This is a genomic window from Variovorax sp. 01N429 (assembly GCF_056399425.1).
In genome coordinates this window covers 77,010-93,647 of sequence record NZ_JBFTRG010000003.1, presented here as the reverse complement: position 1 = coordinate 93,647, position 16,638 = coordinate 77,010, and the positions used below count along the sequence as shown (strand labels likewise).

At 62.6% G+C, this 16,638-nt stretch carries 19 protein-coding genes, 1 tRNA gene and 1 riboswitch; of the genes, 6 read left to right on the top strand and 14 right to left on the bottom strand.

Features of this window, described 5'->3' with window-relative positions:
- Positions 1 to 35: 35 nt before the first annotated feature.
- The 5 genes from AC1DSF_RS06540 (at position 36) to AC1DSF_RS06520 (ending at position 3,412) form a co-directional block, all read left to right on the top strand.
- Entirely contained in the window at positions 36 to 386 is a 351-nt protein-coding gene (locus tag AC1DSF_RS06540; RefSeq protein WP_478126419.1) for a hypothetical protein, read from the top strand.
- 65 nt (positions 387 to 451) lie between these two features.
- A complete protein-coding gene (locus AC1DSF_RS06535) occupies positions 452 to 832 on the top strand; it encodes an FHA domain-containing protein (RefSeq protein WP_478126418.1) in 381 nt (126 codons plus the stop codon).
- A gap of 90 nt (positions 833 to 922) precedes the next feature.
- Positions 923 to 1,864, top strand: coding sequence for a LysR family transcriptional regulator (locus tag AC1DSF_RS06530; RefSeq protein ID WP_478126417.1), 942 nt, complete (start codon positions 923 to 925; stop codon positions 1,862 to 1,864).
- Positions 1,865 to 1,988: 124 nt separating this feature from the next.
- A complete protein-coding gene (locus AC1DSF_RS06525; protein WP_478126416.1) occupies positions 1,989 to 2,990 on the top strand; it encodes a helix-hairpin-helix domain-containing protein in 1,002 nt (333 codons plus the stop codon).
- 80 nt (positions 2,991 to 3,070) lie between these two features.
- Positions 3,071 to 3,412 (top strand): DUF1090 family protein, encoded by a 342-nt coding sequence (locus AC1DSF_RS06520; protein ID WP_478126415.1) that lies wholly within the window; start codon positions 3,071 to 3,073, stop codon positions 3,410 to 3,412.
- A 180-nt stretch (positions 3,413 to 3,592) separates the two neighbouring features.
- Here the strand turns inward: AC1DSF_RS06520 and AC1DSF_RS06515 are convergent.
- The 5 genes from AC1DSF_RS06515 to AC1DSF_RS06495 form a co-directional block, all read right to left on the bottom strand.
- Positions 3,593 to 3,668, bottom strand: a tRNA-Asn gene (locus AC1DSF_RS06515).
- Between the two features lie 65 nt (positions 3,669 to 3,733).
- A complete protein-coding gene (locus tag AC1DSF_RS06510) occupies positions 3,734 to 4,663 on the bottom strand; it encodes a thiamine phosphate synthase (protein WP_478126414.1) in 930 nt (309 codons plus the stop codon).
- 36 nt (positions 4,664 to 4,699) lie between these two features.
- Positions 4,700 to 5,512: a thiazole synthase gene (locus AC1DSF_RS06505; protein ID WP_478126413.1), complete on the bottom strand. Its 813-nt coding sequence runs from the start codon at positions 5,510 to 5,512 to the stop codon at positions 4,700 to 4,702.
- Between the two features lie 7 nt (positions 5,513 to 5,519).
- Entirely contained in the window at positions 5,520 to 5,717 is a 198-nt protein-coding gene (thiS, locus tag AC1DSF_RS06500; protein ID WP_478126412.1) for a sulfur carrier protein ThiS, read from the bottom strand.
- Positions 5,714 to 6,841, bottom strand: coding sequence for an FAD-dependent oxidoreductase (locus tag AC1DSF_RS06495; protein ID WP_478126411.1), 1,128 nt, complete (start codon positions 6,839 to 6,841; stop codon positions 5,714 to 5,716). The genes thiS and AC1DSF_RS06495 overlap by 4 nt, the downstream gene beginning before the upstream one ends.
- A gap of 47 nt (positions 6,842 to 6,888) precedes the next feature.
- Here AC1DSF_RS06495 and thiD point away from each other — a divergent pair, with 47 nt between their 5' ends.
- The gene (thiD, locus tag AC1DSF_RS06490; protein ID WP_478126410.1) at positions 6,889 to 7,734 is read left to right on the top strand and encodes a bifunctional hydroxymethylpyrimidine kinase/phosphomethylpyrimidine kinase; all 846 of its coding nucleotides are present in this window, start codon (positions 6,889 to 6,891) and stop codon (positions 7,732 to 7,734) included.
- Here the strand turns inward: thiD and AC1DSF_RS06485 are convergent.
- From AC1DSF_RS06485 to AC1DSF_RS06445, 9 genes are all read right to left on the bottom strand, one after another.
- Positions 7,679 to 9,016, bottom strand: coding sequence for a purine-cytosine permease family protein (locus AC1DSF_RS06485; RefSeq protein WP_478126409.1), 1,338 nt, complete (start codon positions 9,014 to 9,016; stop codon positions 7,679 to 7,681). The two genes, thiD and AC1DSF_RS06485, sit on opposite strands and share 56 nt — an antisense overlap.
- 74 nt (positions 9,017 to 9,090) lie before the next feature.
- Positions 9,091 to 9,197: riboswitch (TPP riboswitch) on the bottom strand.
- A complete protein-coding gene (locus tag AC1DSF_RS06480) occupies positions 9,197 to 9,763 on the bottom strand; it encodes a phosphatase PAP2 family protein (RefSeq protein WP_478126408.1) in 567 nt (188 codons plus the stop codon). It overlaps the preceding riboswitch by 1 nt.
- Positions 9,764 to 9,785: 22 nt before the next feature.
- On the bottom strand, positions 9,786 to 10,847 hold the full coding sequence (locus tag AC1DSF_RS06475; protein WP_478126407.1) for an NAD(P)/FAD-dependent oxidoreductase: 1,062 nt from the start codon (positions 10,845 to 10,847) through the stop codon (positions 9,786 to 9,788).
- The gene (gene fdxA, locus AC1DSF_RS06470) at positions 10,805 to 11,134 is read right to left on the bottom strand and encodes a ferredoxin FdxA (protein ID WP_478126406.1); all 330 of its coding nucleotides are present in this window, start codon (positions 11,132 to 11,134) and stop codon (positions 10,805 to 10,807) included. The genes AC1DSF_RS06475 and fdxA overlap by 43 nt, the downstream gene beginning before the upstream one ends.
- 40 nt (positions 11,135 to 11,174) lie before the next feature.
- A complete protein-coding gene (locus AC1DSF_RS06465; protein WP_478126405.1) occupies positions 11,175 to 12,506 on the bottom strand; it encodes a sulfate adenylyltransferase subunit 1 in 1,332 nt (443 codons plus the stop codon).
- Positions 12,507 to 12,637: 131 nt separating this feature from the next.
- A complete protein-coding gene (gene cysD / locus AC1DSF_RS06460) occupies positions 12,638 to 13,591 on the bottom strand; it encodes a sulfate adenylyltransferase subunit CysD (protein ID WP_478126404.1) in 954 nt (317 codons plus the stop codon).
- Positions 13,592 to 13,634: 43 nt separating this feature from the next.
- Positions 13,635 to 14,255, bottom strand: coding sequence for a phosphoadenosine phosphosulfate reductase domain-containing protein (locus AC1DSF_RS06455; protein ID WP_478126403.1), 621 nt, complete (start codon positions 14,253 to 14,255; stop codon positions 13,635 to 13,637).
- A gap of 17 nt (positions 14,256 to 14,272) precedes the next feature.
- On the bottom strand, positions 14,273 to 14,665 hold the full coding sequence (locus AC1DSF_RS06450; RefSeq protein WP_478126402.1) for a DUF934 domain-containing protein: 393 nt from the start codon (positions 14,663 to 14,665) through the stop codon (positions 14,273 to 14,275).
- Positions 14,662 to 16,440 carry a nitrite/sulfite reductase gene (locus AC1DSF_RS06445; RefSeq protein WP_478126401.1) on the bottom strand — a complete coding sequence of 593 codons (1,779 nt, stop codon included), beginning with the start codon at positions 16,438 to 16,440 and terminating at the stop codon, positions 14,662 to 14,664. Before AC1DSF_RS06445 ends, AC1DSF_RS06450 begins: the two co-directional genes overlap by 4 nt.
- Positions 16,441 to 16,638: the final 198 nt, after the last annotated feature.

The following is a 16,638-nucleotide window of genomic DNA, read 5'->3' as shown; positions in this document are numbered from 1 at the left end:
ACAATTCTTGAAACGGCTGAATAAGAGATTTCCCTATGGCACTCCGCGACATTGCGCTCACTGTTCTCGAGTTGGAACCGAATGAATTTCATTGGGTGCTGATGGAACCGGTACAGGCGGAGACCGAGGACTGCCTTGGGTACCGGCCGATCGATTCGTCGACGCAAGGATTGCCCGATTATTCGGAAGCGCTGATCCAGGGTGCGTCAGCCCTACGGGTGTTGCAGGGGCTCGCGCCGTTCGGCAAGCCGAGGAATCCGGTGGGCATGGGCGAAAGCGTCGCCGGCGACTTCCTGGAGAAGGAAGACAAGTCCTCGTCAAATTCATCTAGCTCCGCCAACGGCCCTGACTCGTGTATGTTCACGACCGGTCACCCGGTGTTGTAGTCGAGCGTCGCTGTTGCGCGATCGGGTTTCGATCGGGAGTCTCTCCCGCCTCCAGGATTTGAACGATGCCAAGACTTATCGTGCTGCAGAAAAACGGGTCGGCCAAGCAGGTCAACATCACGGGGACGCCATTTGTCATCGGTCGCGCCGACAGCTGCGATCTGGTTCTGGACAGTCCGTTGGTGAGCAGGTCTCATGCTGTCTTCGAAACCGTCGGGAATGCGATGACGATCCGCGATCTTCAAAGCCACAACGGAACCTACGTCAACGGTGATCGGGGTGATGTGAGCGCCTTGAGCAGCGGTGACGAGATCAAGATCGGCAGCTATCAGATCCGTTTTCTGGCAAGCGAATCTCCGATTGGTGCAGCCGAGGCGCTTCGGCTCGTGACCATTCCCGGCAAACTATCCGACATCGACATGCTCAAGCTCAGCGGCAAAGCCTGAGGTCGGCGCGGCTTCGGGGAGCAACCGAGGCCTGCATGGCACCCCTGAAGCGGGTGCGATACTCCCGGTGCCCGGCAGAAAACAGCACCCATGCAGCAAAAGAGAAACGACAGCGGCGAGCTGAACTTTTATCTACTGAAGTGCCTGGTCGCGCTGATCGATCATTCACACGTATCGCGAGCGGCGGACGCGCTTTCAATCAGCCAGCCCGCAATGAGCCGTGCGATGAGCCAACTGCGTGCAGTCACCGCAGACCCGATTCTTGTACGAGGCGGAAGCGGGCTCATACCCACCGCCAAGGCGATTCAGCTGCGCGACTTTGCCGATCGCATCCTCCGAGAGATGGACGAACTGCTCGGTGACGCGGTGGCCTTCGATCCCGGGACTACCCAATATGAGTTCCGGATGGTGGTCACCGATTACCTCGAATGCGTATTCATTGAAGGTCTGCTGAAACGATTGAGCGCCGCCTTCCCGCGAATCAGCGTATTGACGCGCCATCCCGTGCATCCTTCCCACTTCAACAAGGTGCTGGAGGCCGGCGAAGTGGATTTCGCCGCTGGAATTTTGCCCATGAGTCTTCGCGACTTGCGGCACCGTTTGCTGTTCAGAGATCACATCGTCTGCGGCGCTCGGAAGGATCATCCCGCAGTGGGCCGAACCCTGTCGCCCAAGGAGTTTGCGGCGCTCGAGCACCTTGTGATCATGCCAAACACAGTGAACTGCTTTGGCGAATCGGTGGACCAGGTCCTCGGCGCACAAGGGTACCGGCGCAATCGCCGGTTCGTCACACCCAACTACCTGACTGCTCCGCACCTGCTTGCTGATTCTGACATGGTCGCGCTTTTGCCTGCATCTTTGCTGAAGCGTTTCAGCAATGAACTGGGTTTGGCGGAAGTGCTATTGCCGGTGCATGTACCTCCGTTGGATATCTATCTTTCCTGGCATGACCGCACGCATCGGCATGCCGCCCACACCTGGTTTCGCGACCAGGTCGTGAAGAGCCTCCAGCCGCTTACTCAGGCCTCTTAGCCGTCAAGGCTGGCGCGTGCCCAGCGCGCCAATCCAATTGGCGCATAGCGCATATCCGCGCCCGCCATGGACAACGATCCTTCGACTCCCAATACTTTGCCCGTCGCCGCTATATGTCTCTGCTATGTCCTATCGAATCATTCGAACCGTTGACGACCTGGCACAACTGCCGGATGAAGAATTGCTGGCAAGTCTCGGCGCCCTGCGCGCTGCGATCGTTGAAGCAAAGCGACAACACGGAGTCGCTGTGCGGGAACACGTCATACCTTCTGGATCACCGTTCACCTTTCCTTCGTTCAACTGGCGCCCGAAAGGTCCACAGCGCCTCGATACACCCGTCCAACTCAAGCCCGAGACGCCGATCGATGAACTTGCCGTGCGTGCAAGCGCGAGAGAAGCGTTGCGCGAACTCAGCATCTTCTGCATCGAGGATCTGTCGGCCATCAGCGAGCAAGAGTTGCTGAACGAAGAGGCGATCGGCGCAAGAACTGTCGGAAGATTGCGTGAAATGCTGGCTCGCGTGGGACTCGACTTTCTTCCGAACCCCAATGTCGAAGAGCGCGCGCATGAGCAAAGCAAGGCGGTGCTCGCCTTGCCGTCCGACGCTCGCGCGCTCGCCCTGCGCGGGCTCGTGGACTCAGCGTTCGTTTCCTCGCTGGGGCTGAGGTCATCCACATTGAGCAGGGCGCTCGCCCATGGCTTCGAGACGGTCGGCCAATTGCGGCGGCTGACACTTGCTTCGCTATGCGAAAACTTCGGCAAGCGCGAAGCGCGAGAGATCTACGACCTGTTGCTGGCCACCGATCGTCCCTTCACCAGTTCAGCCTCTCCAATCGATCTTTGGCGCCATGGTCTGATGACGGCGAAGGAACTCCCGGTCCCTACGGCAGGCGAAACCCCCATTGCCGAATTGCGGCCTTGGCTGGGCACGTCGGTGGACTCGTTGAGTGCTTGCGGCATTGATACGCTCGGCAGTCTCCGAAGCGTCGCTGCTCAAGGAGACGTTGCTTCTTTCCGCGGAATGGGGCGCGTCACGTCCGATCGGGTTCTTGGCTTTCTCGGATCATACGTGGCGCCGCAACCATATCGGCGCGGCATGTCAACTGCGACAGGCTTCCCCGCCTGATCGAGTGTTCGTTCCATCTGCGGCTTTGTCCGCGGATGGACTTGGTGCAAGATGTCACGACCCTTGACTCGATCCATCTCATGAAATTGCACCTTTGTACTAGCGCAGTTGCTATTGGCCTTCTGTGTTCGGCGCATGTCAACGCTCAGTCGCAACCCTCCAAGAAGATTGAGGCTGATTGCTATGCGCAGCAGGCCGCGCTTGAAAAAGACATGCGTGCCGCTCGTTCGAGAGGGCAGATGCTGCGTCGGCGCCAACTCCAGGAATCCCTGGACGCCTTGCGAAGCCGCTGCGATGAAATCGCCTCGCAGGAAAGTCACGAAGCGCGCGTCATGCGGCAGAAGAATGTGGTCCTGCAATTGAGGCTCGATCTTGATCGCGCCGAAGAGGATTTGCGGAAGCTCGTGGCTGAGAAGAAGTAGATCGGAAGTGGAGAAGTAGGGGCGCCACCCGCCTGACTTCTCCGGTCTAAGACGCGGCCGCAGTCCGGAAGTCGCAAGTGCAGCGAGTGAAAGGCGCAAACAATGGCACAAACCGAAATCACAAAGAAAAAGCCCGCTACAAAAATGTAGCGGGCTTTCCAGAGGCCTTGCGGCTTGTAGTGGCTCCTCGACCTGGGCTCGAACCAGGGACCTACGGATTAACAGTCCGGCGCTCTACCGACTGAGCTATCGAGGAACAAGCCTCAAATTATAGCGTCGTTTTTTGGCTTTTCAGACTCGACGCAACAACCTGCATTTTTTTCATCCCAAGTTCGACGACGTTCGCATCATGGTCATCAGTCGGCCCGCAGCGGCTTCGGGATCGGGATCGGAAATGATCGCGCGCACCACCGCCACCGACCCCACACTTGTCGCCAGAACATCGGCCATGCGTGCCGCATCGATACCTCCGATGCCGACCTGCGGATAGCCTCGCAGCAGCCGAGCGTAAGCATCCAGTCGTGCGACGCCTTGTGGTGCCGTGGCCATCTGCTTCAGGGTAGTGGGATACACCGCACCCATCGCGATGTAGCTCGGGCTCACGGCATCAGCGCGCACCATCTCCGCGTACCCGTGCGTGCTGACGCCAAGGCGGAGGCCMGACGATTGGATCGACTTCAGATCCTGTGGTGTCAGCGCGTCGAGGTCTTCCTGACCGAGATGAAGGCCGTAGGCTCTCGCCTCGATGGCTGCACGCCAATGATCGTTGATGAACAGAAGACTCTCCGTGCCGCGCACCGCTTCCACCGCCGCGCGGACCTCTTGGGCAATTGCTTTCGCGTCTTTCGATTTGAAGCGCAACTGAACAGTCGGCACGCCAGACTTGGCCATGCGCCCCACCCATTGCGAATCTGGCAGTACGGCATAGAGGCCCAACTTCTGCGGACACTGGGGGAACGCGTCTTCGCGAGAAGCGGGCGGGAATGCCCTCATGCCGAAGTCGACCGGGTTGTCGGGCCACGCGTTTGCATCGAAGGTGCCGGTGCGTCGCGTTTGCGCATCCCATGCATTTGCAAGGCACTCGGCGTCGACTTCGATAAAGCCGAATGCGGCGCATGCTTGCTTGGCGCCGCGATAGACGCTTCCTGTCGACGAGAAAGCATCGGCCGTGTTGCTGCTCTCCCCAAAGCGACCTGCGTGCGCCTTGACGATGGCATGTGCGATGGCGCTCGCGTCTTCAGGCGAATTCATGATGTTCATTGCGTCCACCGCATTCGGGGTTGATATTCAGGCTTGATGCCAGAAGGGGGTCCCAAGCACCGGCGTGCTCGGCTGAGCAGAGAGCTGTGCGGCCATGGCGCCGGCACGATGCGCCTCTCGACCGGCGTGCACCGCGTCCGCGAATGCACCCGCCATGGCGACCGGATCTTGGGCGAGTGCAACGGCAGTGTTGAGCAGCACGCCGTCGTAACCCCATTCCATGACTTGGCAGGCGTGAGACGGCAGACCGAGGCCGGCATCGACGAGCAGCGGCACCGTCAAGCGCTCGCGCAGCATCTGGAGCGCATATGGATTGACCGGCCCGCGGCCGGTGCCAATTGGCGCTGCCCAAGGCATCACGGCCTGACATCCGACATCGACGAGCCTTTGGCATAGCACGAGGTCTTCGGTGCAGTATGGCAATACCTGAAACCCGTCTCGGATCAATTGCGATGCGGCATCGACCAGGTTCAGCGTGTCGGGTTGGAGCGTGTAGTCGTCGCCGATGAGTTCGAGCTTGATCCACGGCGTGTCGAACAGTTCGCGCGCCATCTGCGCCGTGGCGATGACTTCCTGCACGCTGTGGCAGCCAGCAGTGTTGGGCAGCACCGGCACATCAAGTCGCCGCAGAAGGTCCCAGAAACCGTTGTCGCTGCCGGATGTGCCCGACGCCGCCGTCTGGCGGCGCAGCGAGGCGGTCAGCATCGCGGGTCGCGCCCTGCAAACCGCAGCTTCGAGGATATCCGGCGATGGGTAACGCGCAGTGCCGAGCAGAAGGCGGCTCTGAAAAGGCTGCCCGTACAGCACGAGCGGGTCATTCGCGGGGTAAGAGGAATTCATGGTGTTCTCAGCCGCCCGTCACCGGACGGATCACTTCAATGCGGTCGTCGGCGTGCAGCGTGTGCGACGAGTAACTCGATCGCGGGACGAACTGGCGATTCACTGCCGCGGCGAAAGGCGGCGTGGCGTTGATGAGGCGCAGCGCGTCGACGAGCTTGGATTCGGGCGGGAGCGTATGAGGAAGGTCGTTGATCAGAATCTTCATGAGATTGCCTCTTCCAGGCCGGCCGGCAGATCGAAACGGCCAGCTAGGGTCGAGTGCCCGTTCGCGAGCATCTCCATCGCCATATCGAGAATGGCGGGTGCGATCATGAACCCGTGCCTGTACAGGCCGTTGATCTGCATCACACCGGGGCGCGGGTGGCGCACGGCTGGCAGATTGTCGGGAAGGGTGGGACGGCATTGTGTCGCGATTTCGATGATGCGGGCCTCCGCGAAGCCGCTATGCACGGAATACGCTGCGCTCAACAGTTCGAGCGTGGAACGCACGCTGGCGGGCGACATGTCATCCGACTCGATCTCGGTCGCTCCGATGACGAACACGCTCCCAGGCTTGGGCGCGATGTAGAGCGGATATCGCGGATGCACCAGTCGCGTCGGGCGTCGCAGCGTGACCTCAGGTGCGTGCACGCGGATGACTTCGCCGCGCACGCCGCGAATCGCGTTCCACTGAGGACGCGCGCCCAGGCCCCTGCAGTCGATCACGCGTTCGGGTTGGCCCGGCGATCCGGGCGCGAAGTCGTCGAGCGTGCGCGGAGTGTGCCAGTGCAGGCGCACCCCAGGCAGCGCTTGGAGCGTCTCGAGCAAAGCGGCTAACAACTCGCGATTGTCGAGTTGGCCTTCGCCTGGCAAGAGCAGGCCTTGCGCGAATCGCCGCCCCAATGAGGGCTCGACGGCAACGATGCCTTCAGCGTCGAGCGTTTGCATGGCGGGGAGATCAGGCACTGCCGCGCGCGTCCCGGCGAGCACGCGCGACAGCCGAGACGCCTCCGCGCTGTCCTGCCGATGCCACAGCACCAAGGTTCCTTCGCGCTGGAAGAAGACCGGCCCGGCGAGGGATTCGATCAACTCGGGCCAGCGTTCGAGTGCGTAGTGGCCCATGCGCACCACGGAAGGCGGCGCCACCGCGGATTCGGCCAGCGGCGCCAGCATGGCGGCGGCCACCCGCGCTGCGGCGCCGCCGGCGTCGGGGCCTGCAGCATCGAACAGGTCGACCTTGCAGCCAGCTTGCGCCAGTGTCACGGCAAGCAGCCGCCCCATCAGACCGGCGCCGATGATGGCTGCGGACCCGAAAGGAAGACTGAGCCCGATGCGCTTGTCAGCCTTCACGCACCCCTCCGGCACAGTCGTTGATCGCGTGGTCGATAATTTTCGACATGACCAATGCATTTTCCCGCTATGCGCGCGTCCTTTCGATCGCCGGCTCCGACAGCGGCGGCGGCGCGGGCATTCAGGCCGATCTCAAGACTTTCTCGGCCCTGGGTTGCTACGGCATGACGGCCATCACTGCACTGACGGCCCAGAACACCTTGGGCGTGACGGGAATCCATGGCGTGCCGCCGGCCTTCCTCAAGGCGCAGATTCAGGCGGTCGTCGAAGACATCGGCGTCGATGCCGTCAAGCTCGGCATGCTGCATGCGCCCGAGATCGTCGAAGTCGTCGCATGGGCGATCGATCACTACAAACTGCCGAACGTCGTGCTCGACCCGGTGATGGTGGCTACCAGCGGAGACAGGCTGATCGCAGCGGAAACAGTGCAGGTCTTGGTACGCGAACTCTTTCCGCGCGCGGTCGTGGTGACGCCCAATCTCGATGAAGCGGCATTGCTGATCGGTCATTCGATCGACGGCGCCGACGCGCTCGACGACGCGGCAAGTGAGCTGCTGGCGCTCGGAACGACTGCCGTCCTGCTCAAGGGCGGTCATCTCCCGGGCGACGACGTGGTCGATCTCCTGGCACAGGCGAACGGCGATCGATTGCGCCTGGCTTCGACGCGCATCGCCAGCCGCAATCTTCATGGCACGGGATGCACGCTGTCGTCCGCCATCGCGTCGAACCTGGCGCTTGGCTATGACTTGCCGCAGGCTGTCGAGCGCGCGCGCGGCTATGTCGTTGCCGCGATGGCGGCCGGCGCTGATGTGAAGATCGGTCGCGGGCATGGGCCTCTCAACCACGGCTTTGCGCCAGTGCCGACCGTCCGCCTGCCGGCGCAGGGCGGGTGATCCATGCAAACACGAAGGTGATCACGAGCGTCGGCAGCGCGGACCCCCAGCGCGGAGCCCATGCGGCGCAGGCGTGATAGACCACGATGCCGCCGATCCAGATGGCGGCGGCAGTCCAGTCCACCCGCCGCGTTTGCACCGACTCGACCAACGTACCGAGGCCGAGCCGCCCGAGAATCACTCCGTACAGCGGCACGAAGACCGAACTGAGCATCAGGAGAAACGGCTCGAGCGAGTGCATTGGCAACACCAGTGCGAAGGCAATGCAGACCGCCGCGACCAGCAATCCCCAGCGGCGAATGCTCCAGCGCGGCATCAGGCTATGAGCCGAAACAGAGCCTGAATAGACATCCCCATAGGCGTTGTCGAGTTCGTCGACCAGGATCAGACCGAGCGCGACCAGCCCGCCTTGCGCCAGAAGCAGCGCGGCCAGCATGTCCGTGCCGGGGTCGGCCACACTCACCACCATCACCCCCAGTGCGTAGCACCAGATGTTGGCCACGGCATAGCCGAACCATGTGCCGCCGAATGCGCCGCCCAGCCCACCAATGGACCGCTTGCCGTGACGTGCGTAATCGGCCACCAGCGGGAGCCAGGACACCGGCATCGCAATAACCAGGTCGAGTGCTCCGAACATGCTCATGCTGCCGTCGCCGGGCCTTGTCCAGAATGATTCGAGCCCCTTCGCATGAAGCCGTGCAGCGAACTGCCAGCTCAGCCATATCAGCGACAGCACGACCAGCGGCAGGCCGAACCGGCTCACGAACCGTCGAACAAGCTTGACCATCGATCCAGAAAGCAGGGCCAGGAGCACGGCGCCCCAGAGGAGTGTCGTTGCGACCGCGCCCACTTGTCCGTCCAGCGACCAGCCAAACGCCTGCCTGCCGATGGCCTGGGTGCCCTCGCGCATGATCACGATCTCGAAGGTGGTCCAGCCGATCAGCTGCACGATGTTCAGGACGACGGGCAGTCGGGCAAATGCGCTGCCGTAGGTCGCATGCATCAAGCCGGCGCTCGCCAGTCCGCTTTCGCAGCCGACCCGCGCAGTCCACGCCAGCAGACCTGCGCCGATGCACGAACCCAGCACAATGGCGATGGCCGCCTCGCGCGTGCCGACCGCGGGCACCAGGTAGGCGCCGATCTGCATGACCAGCAAGCCCACGCCAAGACTGAACCACAGCGCCATGTGGTCGTGCCATCGGAAGACGCGTCCGGATTCGCGGAGCGGCGTCAGCGCCTCATTGGCGCCTGTCGACGCCTGCTCGTTCTTTGTGTGTGCCATCCATTTGCTCCAATGCAAATTGTTTGGCAGGTGGGCGAGGCGACGGCGGCACGACAGGCACGCGAGAAACGTGACGGCCGCCGGACCAGCTTCCCTGCGCGAGGATTACCTCAGTCAGGTTCAAAGGGACTCTCTCAGCCGGTACACCGCAAACGGCGGACCGGCACCCCTAGCATTGCTTCAATCTGGCGAAGCGGATCTGATTGTAGAACTGTGCGGCGGATCGATGAACCGGTGCGACAGCTTCACCAGCACCCAGAACACTCCCGTGATCGCCACTGCCAAGACGAAGCCGCCGAGCACATCCAAAGGGAAATGAACGCCCACGTAGACGCGTGCCCATCCGGTGACGATCCCGATCAAAAGGACCGCAAGACCGGTCATGCGCAGAGTCGGTCGCAGGCAGAGGATCAAGGCGACCGCGAACATGACCGTTGCGTGTGTACTGGGCATTGACCCGCGTGCGCCGTGCTCGATGTAGCTTGGGCTCAGACCCGCGACGAAGGGCCGAGGCATATTGATGGCGGCGGCTATGGCGTGGGCAACCACCGATGCGGCGGCTGCTGCGACCAGCGTCGCAATCACATATTTGCGCTGCGAAGGGTGACGCCAAGCGGCCCCGATGACCAAGGCCCCGCAAAGCCAAGCCGTGCCGACCGCCAAAAGAGATGCGATCCACAGGATCTGCGGATGCGGCGTGTTGCCGGCCGCCAGCCAGTGAAAAAGCGAGACATTCAACTCCTGCATGCCTCGCATCCTAGCGGCAAGGTCAATGCTGGACCCCGAGCAGCGTATGCAGTCGCGTGCTGGTGGTCGTGTACTGCAGCGGGATCGACTTGCCCGGAAAGACGACGGCTGTCGCGCCCCAAGCCGCCAGGGTCGCTTCGTGGAAGCCGCAGACGATCAGCTTCTTCTTGCCTGGATAGGTGTTGATGTCGCCGACCGCGAAGACGCCCCGTTCGCGAGTCTCGAACTTTTCCGTGTCCACTGGTATTTGCTTGCGAACCAGTTCCAAACCCCATTCGGCGATAGCACCCAGGCGCGGCGAGATGCCGAGGCACCCGATGAGCGCATCGAATGGCACGGACACGGTCTGCGCGTCGGGCGTGATGATCTGCAGATGGGCGTCGTCAAAGGCGGACGGCTGGCCGATCGCGAGCTGGATCGACCGCGCCGCGACGTGTGTCCGCAATGCTGCGACGTTGGCATCTTCAGCCTGGAAGACGTCTCTTCGATGAAGCAGGGTGACGTGCCGCGCGAAGGGTACCAGCGCCAGTGCGGTCTCAAGGGCCGCATCGTCGCCGCCATTGACGACCACCCGCTGGCCGGCAAAGCGATCCAATGCGTCAGGGTGATAGAAAAGCTTGGTGCCTTCCAGTTCTTCGATGCCCTCGACGGCAATCCGCTTTGGCACGAATGCGCCGACGCCGGCCGCTATGAACACTGTCCTGGCAAGAAACGCGGTGTTCCGCGAAGTGGTCAGGAGGAGGCGTCCGTCGTCCTGGCGCGCCAACGTGGCAACCTGCTCACCGAAATGGAAGTGGGGCTTGAAGGGCGCGATCTGCTGCACCAGCGACTCCGACAAGCCTCTACCAGTGGTCACAGGCGTGCCGGGGATGTCGTAGATCGGCTTGTCGCCATAAAGCTCGACACATTGGCCGCCGGCCCGGGGCAGGGCGTCGACGATATGGAAGGAGATTTCGAGCAGGCCGAGTTGAAAAGCCTGGAACAGCCCGACCGGACCCGCGCCGATGATCAGCGCGTCTGTCTCGATGGGGGCTTGCGCGCTCAGCGCACGAGCTCCGAAATCTTGCCGGTCTTGTCTTTCCACTCTTCGGCGTCAGGCAGCGCGGGCTTGCGTTTGGTGATGCTCTTCCAGCCGTCGGCCATGGCCAGCTCGGCATTGAGCTTGATGAAGGCGATCTGGTCACCGGGCAGATCTTCCTCGGCGTAGATCGCGTTGACCGGGCATTCGGGAATGCAAACCGCGCAGTCGATGCATTCGTCGGGGTCGATCACCAGCATGTTCGGACCTTCGCGGAAGCAATCGACCGGACAAACGTCAACGCAATCGGTGTATTTGCAGCGGATGCAGGATTCGGAGACGACGTGGGTCATGGTGATTGCAAAGCGGGAAGGTAAGCGGGAACCGGCAATTTTAGGCGTTTGCGGCAGGCCGCACGAGGACGGCTGCGGAAGTCCGATGCGAAGCGGTGTCTACCAGGATCAGGGAACCAAGCGCACGCGATTGCGTGAAAGGCAGCACGGCCAGAGGCTGTTGGAGGCTGAGCACCACGTCGCCAATCGCATTGGCTTCGAGCCGGTCGGCCGGCTCGGAATCCAGCGTGGTGATGTTGACGCGATCCACGATGCGCGCCACCTTCGCCTTGACCCAGCGATGGCCCTGCAGCGCCCAGTAGACGCGGCCCGCCACGAGCGGTTCGTCGTCGAGCCACGCGATGGTGGCGGTGATCTCGCGCGACGGTTCGAAGGCGCCGGGTTCCAGCAGCCAGTCGCCGCGCGACACGTCGAGTTCGCGGTCTAGCACGATGCCGGCGCTGTGACCCGCATGCACGGCTTTCGGCTGGCGCGTATGGCTCAGCACCTGCGCCACCGTGGCCGTCTGGTTGCCCGGCAGGACCGTCACGCGTTGTCCCGGTTCGATGTGGCCGCTGGCAACTCGGCCCCAGAACACACGGCGACCGCGCGATGTGTCCGCCGAAGCAGAGAACTTCTCCACCCATTGCACCGGAAACGCAAAAGGCACTGCTTCGTCCTGCGCCGTGACCGGCAGTTTCTCGAGCAGTTCGAGCAGGCTGGGACCTTCGTAGCCCGCCCAGTCGGCGTGCCGAGAGGCCACGTTCCAGCCTTTGAGCGCCGAAATCGGCACCGTGGCGGCGACCTGCACGCCGGCGGCTTCGGCAAAGTTCGACAGCGCGGCCGAAATCCGCTCGAACGCCAGTTCGGCATCGTCCATGGCGTCGAGCTTGTTCACGGCGAACACAATCGACTGCACCCGCAGCAAATGGCAAAGCAGCGTATGCCGGCGCGTCTGCGGCAGAAGCTCGCGCCTCACTACTTCCCCGTCCCCGCATTCGGCAGCCCAGGCCAGCTTGGTCGCATCGACCAGCACCACCGCCGCATCCGCGCTGGAAGCCGCGGTCACCATGTTGCGCGTGTACTGCTCATGCCCCGGCGCATCCCCGATCACGAACTTGCGCTGCGCCGTAGAAAAGTACCGATACGCCACGTCAATCGTGATCCCCTGTTCGCGTTCGGCCGACAACCCATCCGTCAGCAGCGCCAGATCAGTTTCACCCCCCCGCTGAACCCCCGCAAGCTGGTCCTGCAGCACCGTCTTGCTGTCAACCAGCAGCCGCCCAATCAACGTGCTCTTGCCATCGTCCACGCTCCCGCAAGTAATAAACCGCAGCGCAGCCCCCGTCTCGGCAGCAGTGTGATCAGGCAAAGCAGCAATCGAAGTAGTCATGATCAGTTCAATTCATCAGCGGCGCGTAGGCCTTATTCGAGAAACACCGCGGAACCGGCTTAGCCGGGCCGCTGGTGTTGCCCCCGGCAGGGGGTAGGCGGCCACACGAAGTGGGCAAGCCTGGGGGCGAGTCAAAAATACCCGTCTTTCTTGCGCTTCTCCATGGAAGCTTCCGAGGTCTTGTCATCCATGCGTGTGGCGCCGCGTTCGCTCACATCGGCAGCGAGCGTTTCGACCACCACGTCGGCGGCATCGGACGCGAGGCTTTCGACTGGGCACGTGCAAGTGATATCGCCCACGGTGCGGAAGCGCACGTCACGCACTTCGACCTGTTCCCCGTCGCGCGGCGGAGTGAGCGCGGTCACCGGAACCAGCAGCCCGCGCCGCTCGACTACTTCGCGCTTGTGCGTGTAGTAGATCGACGGCAGCGCGATGTTTTCGCGCTCGATGTATTGCCATACGTCGAGCTCGGTCCAGTTCGAAATGGGGAACACGCGGAAGTGTTCTCCGGGAGAGAGGCGCGTGTTGAACAGCGTCCAGAGTTCAGGCCGCTGGTCTTTGGGTTGCCACTGACCGAAGCTGTCGCGGTGCGAAAAGATGCGTTCCTTGGCGCGCGCCTTTTCTTCGTCGCGGCGTGCACCGCCGATCAGCGCGTCGAAGCGAAATTCCTCGATGGCTTCGAGCAGCGTGACCGACTGATGCACGTTGCGCGATTCGTCAGGATGCGCAAGGCGCACCGTGCCGCGCTTCATTGAGTCCTCGACGTTGCGCACGATCAGTTCCGCCCCGAGTTCCTTGGCGCGCGCATCGCGAAAGTCCGTCACTTCGGGAAAGTTATGGCCCGTGTCGATCATCAGCAGCGGGTAGGGGATGCGGCCAGCGCCGAAAGCCTTCTCCGCGCACTTGAGCAGTACCAGCGAATCCTTGCCGCCCGAAAACAGCAGCGTCGGCCGTTCGAAAGAGGCGGCGACTTCGCGCAGGATGAAGATGGTTTCTTCTTCGAGTGCGTCCAGTTGCGTGTTGGACAGGCGCGCAAGCGACTGCGAAGTTTGCAGCAGCAGATCGTGTTCGGTACGGGCGTTCATGAAATGGGGCGCTCAGAGATTGAATCGAATGCGACGTGGGACATCAATGCGCGAGGTGCAGACCGCACTCGCGGTTGTCCTCGCCCTTGGTCGGATCGAGGTAGTCGAAGTTGTTGGGCAGTCCATGCGCCTGGCAGTAGGCGTGCAGATCCTTGGAAGACCAGTGCAGCAGCGGTGCGACCTTGATCAGTCCGTCTGGATTGATGCTGACCGGATCCATCTGCGCACGCACGGCGGTGTCGGTGGCCCGCAGCGCGGTGAACCAGACCTGCGGCGACATTTCGCGCAGCGCGCGCGCGAAGGGCTCCAGTTTCACTTCCTCGGTGAAGGCGGCGTGGCGCGGATCGTCGAGCGTCGGTGTCGGACCTTCCACCGCTTCGCGATGCGCTCGCGAACGCCGGGGCACGAAGATGCGCAGATCCAGGTTCAGCAGCTTCGTCACCTCGTCGGCGAAGCGATAGGTGGCGTCAGTGTTGTAGCCGTTGTCCATCCAGACCACCGGCACGTCGGGTTTCGCGCGCGTGACCATGTGCAGGATCACCGCCTCGAAGGGCCTGAAATTGGTGGTGATGATCGCCCGCCGGCCCAGGCCGATAGCCCAGTCCACGAGGCCCTCGGCGTTGCGGCCGAGCTTGGCGTTGATTTGTTCGAGATCGATGTTCATTTGGCGAAGGCAACCGTTCAGGCGCGCTTGAAGATGGGTGTGGCTTGCACCGCGTCGCCCTGGTAGAAGGCCGCGAATCTGTCGAATTGGCGTTGAGCCGCGGATGCATCAACGCCTTCCTTCAGAACGGCGCTGGAGAAACCCATGCGCTGCATCTGCACCAATTGGTCGACCAGCACGTCGCCAGTCGCGCGAATCTCGCCCTTGAAGCCGAGGCGGCGACGCAGCAGGAATGCCTGGCTGTAGGCGCGCCCATCGGTGAACTTCGGGAAGTCCAGGTCGATGCGCTCCACGTCGTCAAGGCACTGCTCGATCGCGAGTGGATCGGCGTCGTTGGACAGTTGCAGCACGGTCGGATCGCCGTTGTCGATGTGATCTTCGGCAGCGATCAGTTGAAGCGTCTTGTTCATGCGGCCACCTCGACCTTGAAGCGCGCGCCGTTCGCGGCGGCCTTGAAGGGCTCGATGCCGACACGCCGCAGCGCATCGATGAAGGTTTCACCCGCTTCCCGCGTATCGCGGTAGGTGTTCAGCACGGCTTCGATCACGTCGGGCACTTCGGCCGCCGAGAAAGAAGGGCCGACCACCTTGCCGGGCTGCGCCGCGCCGCTGAGTGCGGAACCATCGGAGCCGCCGAGCGTGACCTGATACCACTCCTTGCCGTCCTTGTCGACGCCGAGAATGCCGATATGCCCGCTGTGATGATGGCCGCACGAATTGATGCAGCCGCTGATGTGCAGGTCGATTTCGCCCAGGTCGTCGAGCTCGTCCAGGTCCTGGTAGCGCTCGGTGATGGCTTCGGCGATCGGGATCGAACGCGCATTGGCGAGCGCACAGAAATCGCCGCCGGGGCAGGCGATCATGTCCGTCAGCAGGTGCACGTTGGCGCTGGCGAAGCCGGCTTCGCGGGCAGCCAACCAAAGAGCGTGCAGGTCTTCGGCATGCACCCATGGCAAGAGCAGGTTCTGGTCGTGCGTGACCCGGACCTCGCCGGCACTGAAGCGGTCGGCCAGACGCGCGGCCGTTTCGAGCTGTTCGGCCGATGCATCGCCGGGCGCCTGCAAACGGCGCTTGAACGACAGCGTCACGGCGCGCAGCGACGGGTTCTTGTGCGGCGCCACGTTGCGTGCAAGCCAGCGTGCGAACATCACGTCGTCGGCAGCCTGCGCGCGCAGGTCCGCGTCGGTTTCCTCGGCGCTGCGGAAAACGCGGGTCGCGAGCGTCGGCGGCACGAAAGACGCGCTCACGCGGTCCAGCTCGGCCTGCGTGATGGTGTGCGGTGCGCCGTCGTGCTCGACGATCTGCTTGTATTCAGCCTCGACGTCGTCGATGTAGCGCTGGCCTTCGGCCTTCACGAGGATCTTGATGCGCGCCTTGTAGATGTTGTCGCGCCGGCCGTAGCGGTTGTAGACCCGAACCACCGCTTCGAGGTAATTCATGATCTGGTTCCACGGCAGGAACTCGCGCAGCACGGTGCCGATGATCGGCGTGCGGCCCATGCCGCCGCCGACCTGCACGCGAAAGCCCAGTTCGCCCTTGTCGTTCTTCAGCAGATGCAGGCCTACGTCGTGCCAGCCCGTGGCGGCACGGTCTTCGGTGGCGCCGGTGATCGCGATCTTGAACTTGCGCGGCAGGAAGGCGAATTCAGGATGCAGCGTGCTCCACTGCCGCATGATTTCCGCAAAGGGGCGCGGGTCGGCGATTTCGTCGACGGCGATGCCGGCGCGTTCATCGCTCGTGATATTGCGGATGCAATTGCCGCTGGTCTGGATGCCGTGCATGTCGACTGAAGCCAGAAGCTCCATCACGTCAGCCGACTTCGACAGCGGAATCCAGTTGTACTGGACGTTCTGGCGCGTCGTGAAGTGCGCGTAGTGCGTCGGCAGCTTCTGCGAGCCGAGCTTGCCCTGGGTGGCGACGGCGTTCTTGTAGACCTCGGCTTCGGGTGCGTCGTACTCGCGGGCGATCTTTGCGAGCACGCGCAGCTGACGGCTCGCCAGTTCGCCGTAAGGCACCGCCACGCGCAACATGGGCGCATAGCGCTGCACATACCAGCCGTTTTGCAGGCGCAAAGGGCGGAACTCGTCTTCCGAAAGCTTGCCGGTTTGCCAGCGCTCCAGTTGGTCGCGGAATTGCGCTGCGCGCAGGTGCACGAACTGACGGTCGAAATCTGTGTATTGGTACATCGTGTTTGACTTGCTGGAAGGCGGTGCGTCCACGGCCCGCCGATGCGAGGCACGAAATGTAGAAGCGAGCCTTATGGAAACGAACTATTTTTTGGTTCGCGCCTTATGCGGATAAGCATATTCACCAGGTTTCATGCGGGTTTGCGGGCGATTGGATGCTTATTCCGGATAAGGCGAGCAGCGAGCCGAATCGCCGCC

Bases quoted from the DNA above. Each gene is read 5' to 3' on its own strand.
- AC1DSF_RS06520 (WP_478126415.1), top strand. From the start codon at position 3,071: ATGAAATTGCACCTTTGTACTAGCGCAGTTGCTATTGGCCTTCTGTGT.
- thiS (WP_478126412.1), bottom strand. From the start codon at position 5,717: ATGAAGATTCTGATCAACGACCTTCCTCATACGCTCCCGCCCGAATCC.
- AC1DSF_RS06485 (WP_478126409.1), bottom strand. From the start codon at position 9,016: ATGGCACACACAAAGAACGAGCAGGCGTCGACAGGCGCCAATGAGGCG.
- AC1DSF_RS06480 (WP_478126408.1), bottom strand. From the start codon at position 9,763: ATGCAGGAGTTGAATGTCTCGCTTTTTCACTGGCTGGCGGCCGGCAAC.
- AC1DSF_RS06535 (WP_478126418.1), top strand. From the start codon at position 452: ATGCCAAGACTTATCGTGCTGCAGAAAAACGGGTCGGCCAAGCAGGTC.
- thiD (WP_478126410.1), top strand. From the start codon at position 6,889: ATGACCAATGCATTTTCCCGCTATGCGCGCGTCCTTTCGATCGCCGGC.
- AC1DSF_RS06540 (WP_478126419.1), top strand. From the start codon at position 36: ATGGCACTCCGCGACATTGCGCTCACTGTTCTCGAGTTGGAACCGAAT.
- cysD (WP_478126404.1), bottom strand. From the start codon at position 13,591: ATGAACGCCCGTACCGAACACGATCTGCTGCTGCAAACTTCGCAGTCG.
- AC1DSF_RS06465 (WP_478126405.1), bottom strand. From the start codon at position 12,506: ATGACTACTTCGATTGCTGCTTTGCCTGATCACACTGCTGCCGAGACG.
- AC1DSF_RS06450 (WP_478126402.1), bottom strand. From the start codon at position 14,665: ATGAACAAGACGCTTCAACTGATCGCTGCCGAAGATCACATCGACAAC.
- AC1DSF_RS06445 (WP_478126401.1), bottom strand. From the start codon at position 16,440: ATGTACCAATACACAGATTTCGACCGTCAGTTCGTGCACCTGCGCGCA.
- AC1DSF_RS06530 (WP_478126417.1), top strand. From the start codon at position 923: ATGCAGCAAAAGAGAAACGACAGCGGCGAGCTGAACTTTTATCTACTG.
- AC1DSF_RS06505 (WP_478126413.1), bottom strand. From the start codon at position 5,512: ATGAATTCCTCTTACCCCGCGAATGACCCGCTCGTGCTGTACGGGCAG.
- AC1DSF_RS06455 (WP_478126403.1), bottom strand. From the start codon at position 14,255: ATGAACATCGATCTCGAACAAATCAACGCCAAGCTCGGCCGCAACGCC.
- fdxA (WP_478126406.1), bottom strand. From the start codon at position 11,134: ATGACCCACGTCGTCTCCGAATCCTGCATCCGCTGCAAATACACCGAT.
- AC1DSF_RS06525 (WP_478126416.1), top strand. From the start codon at position 1,989: ATGTCCTATCGAATCATTCGAACCGTTGACGACCTGGCACAACTGCCG.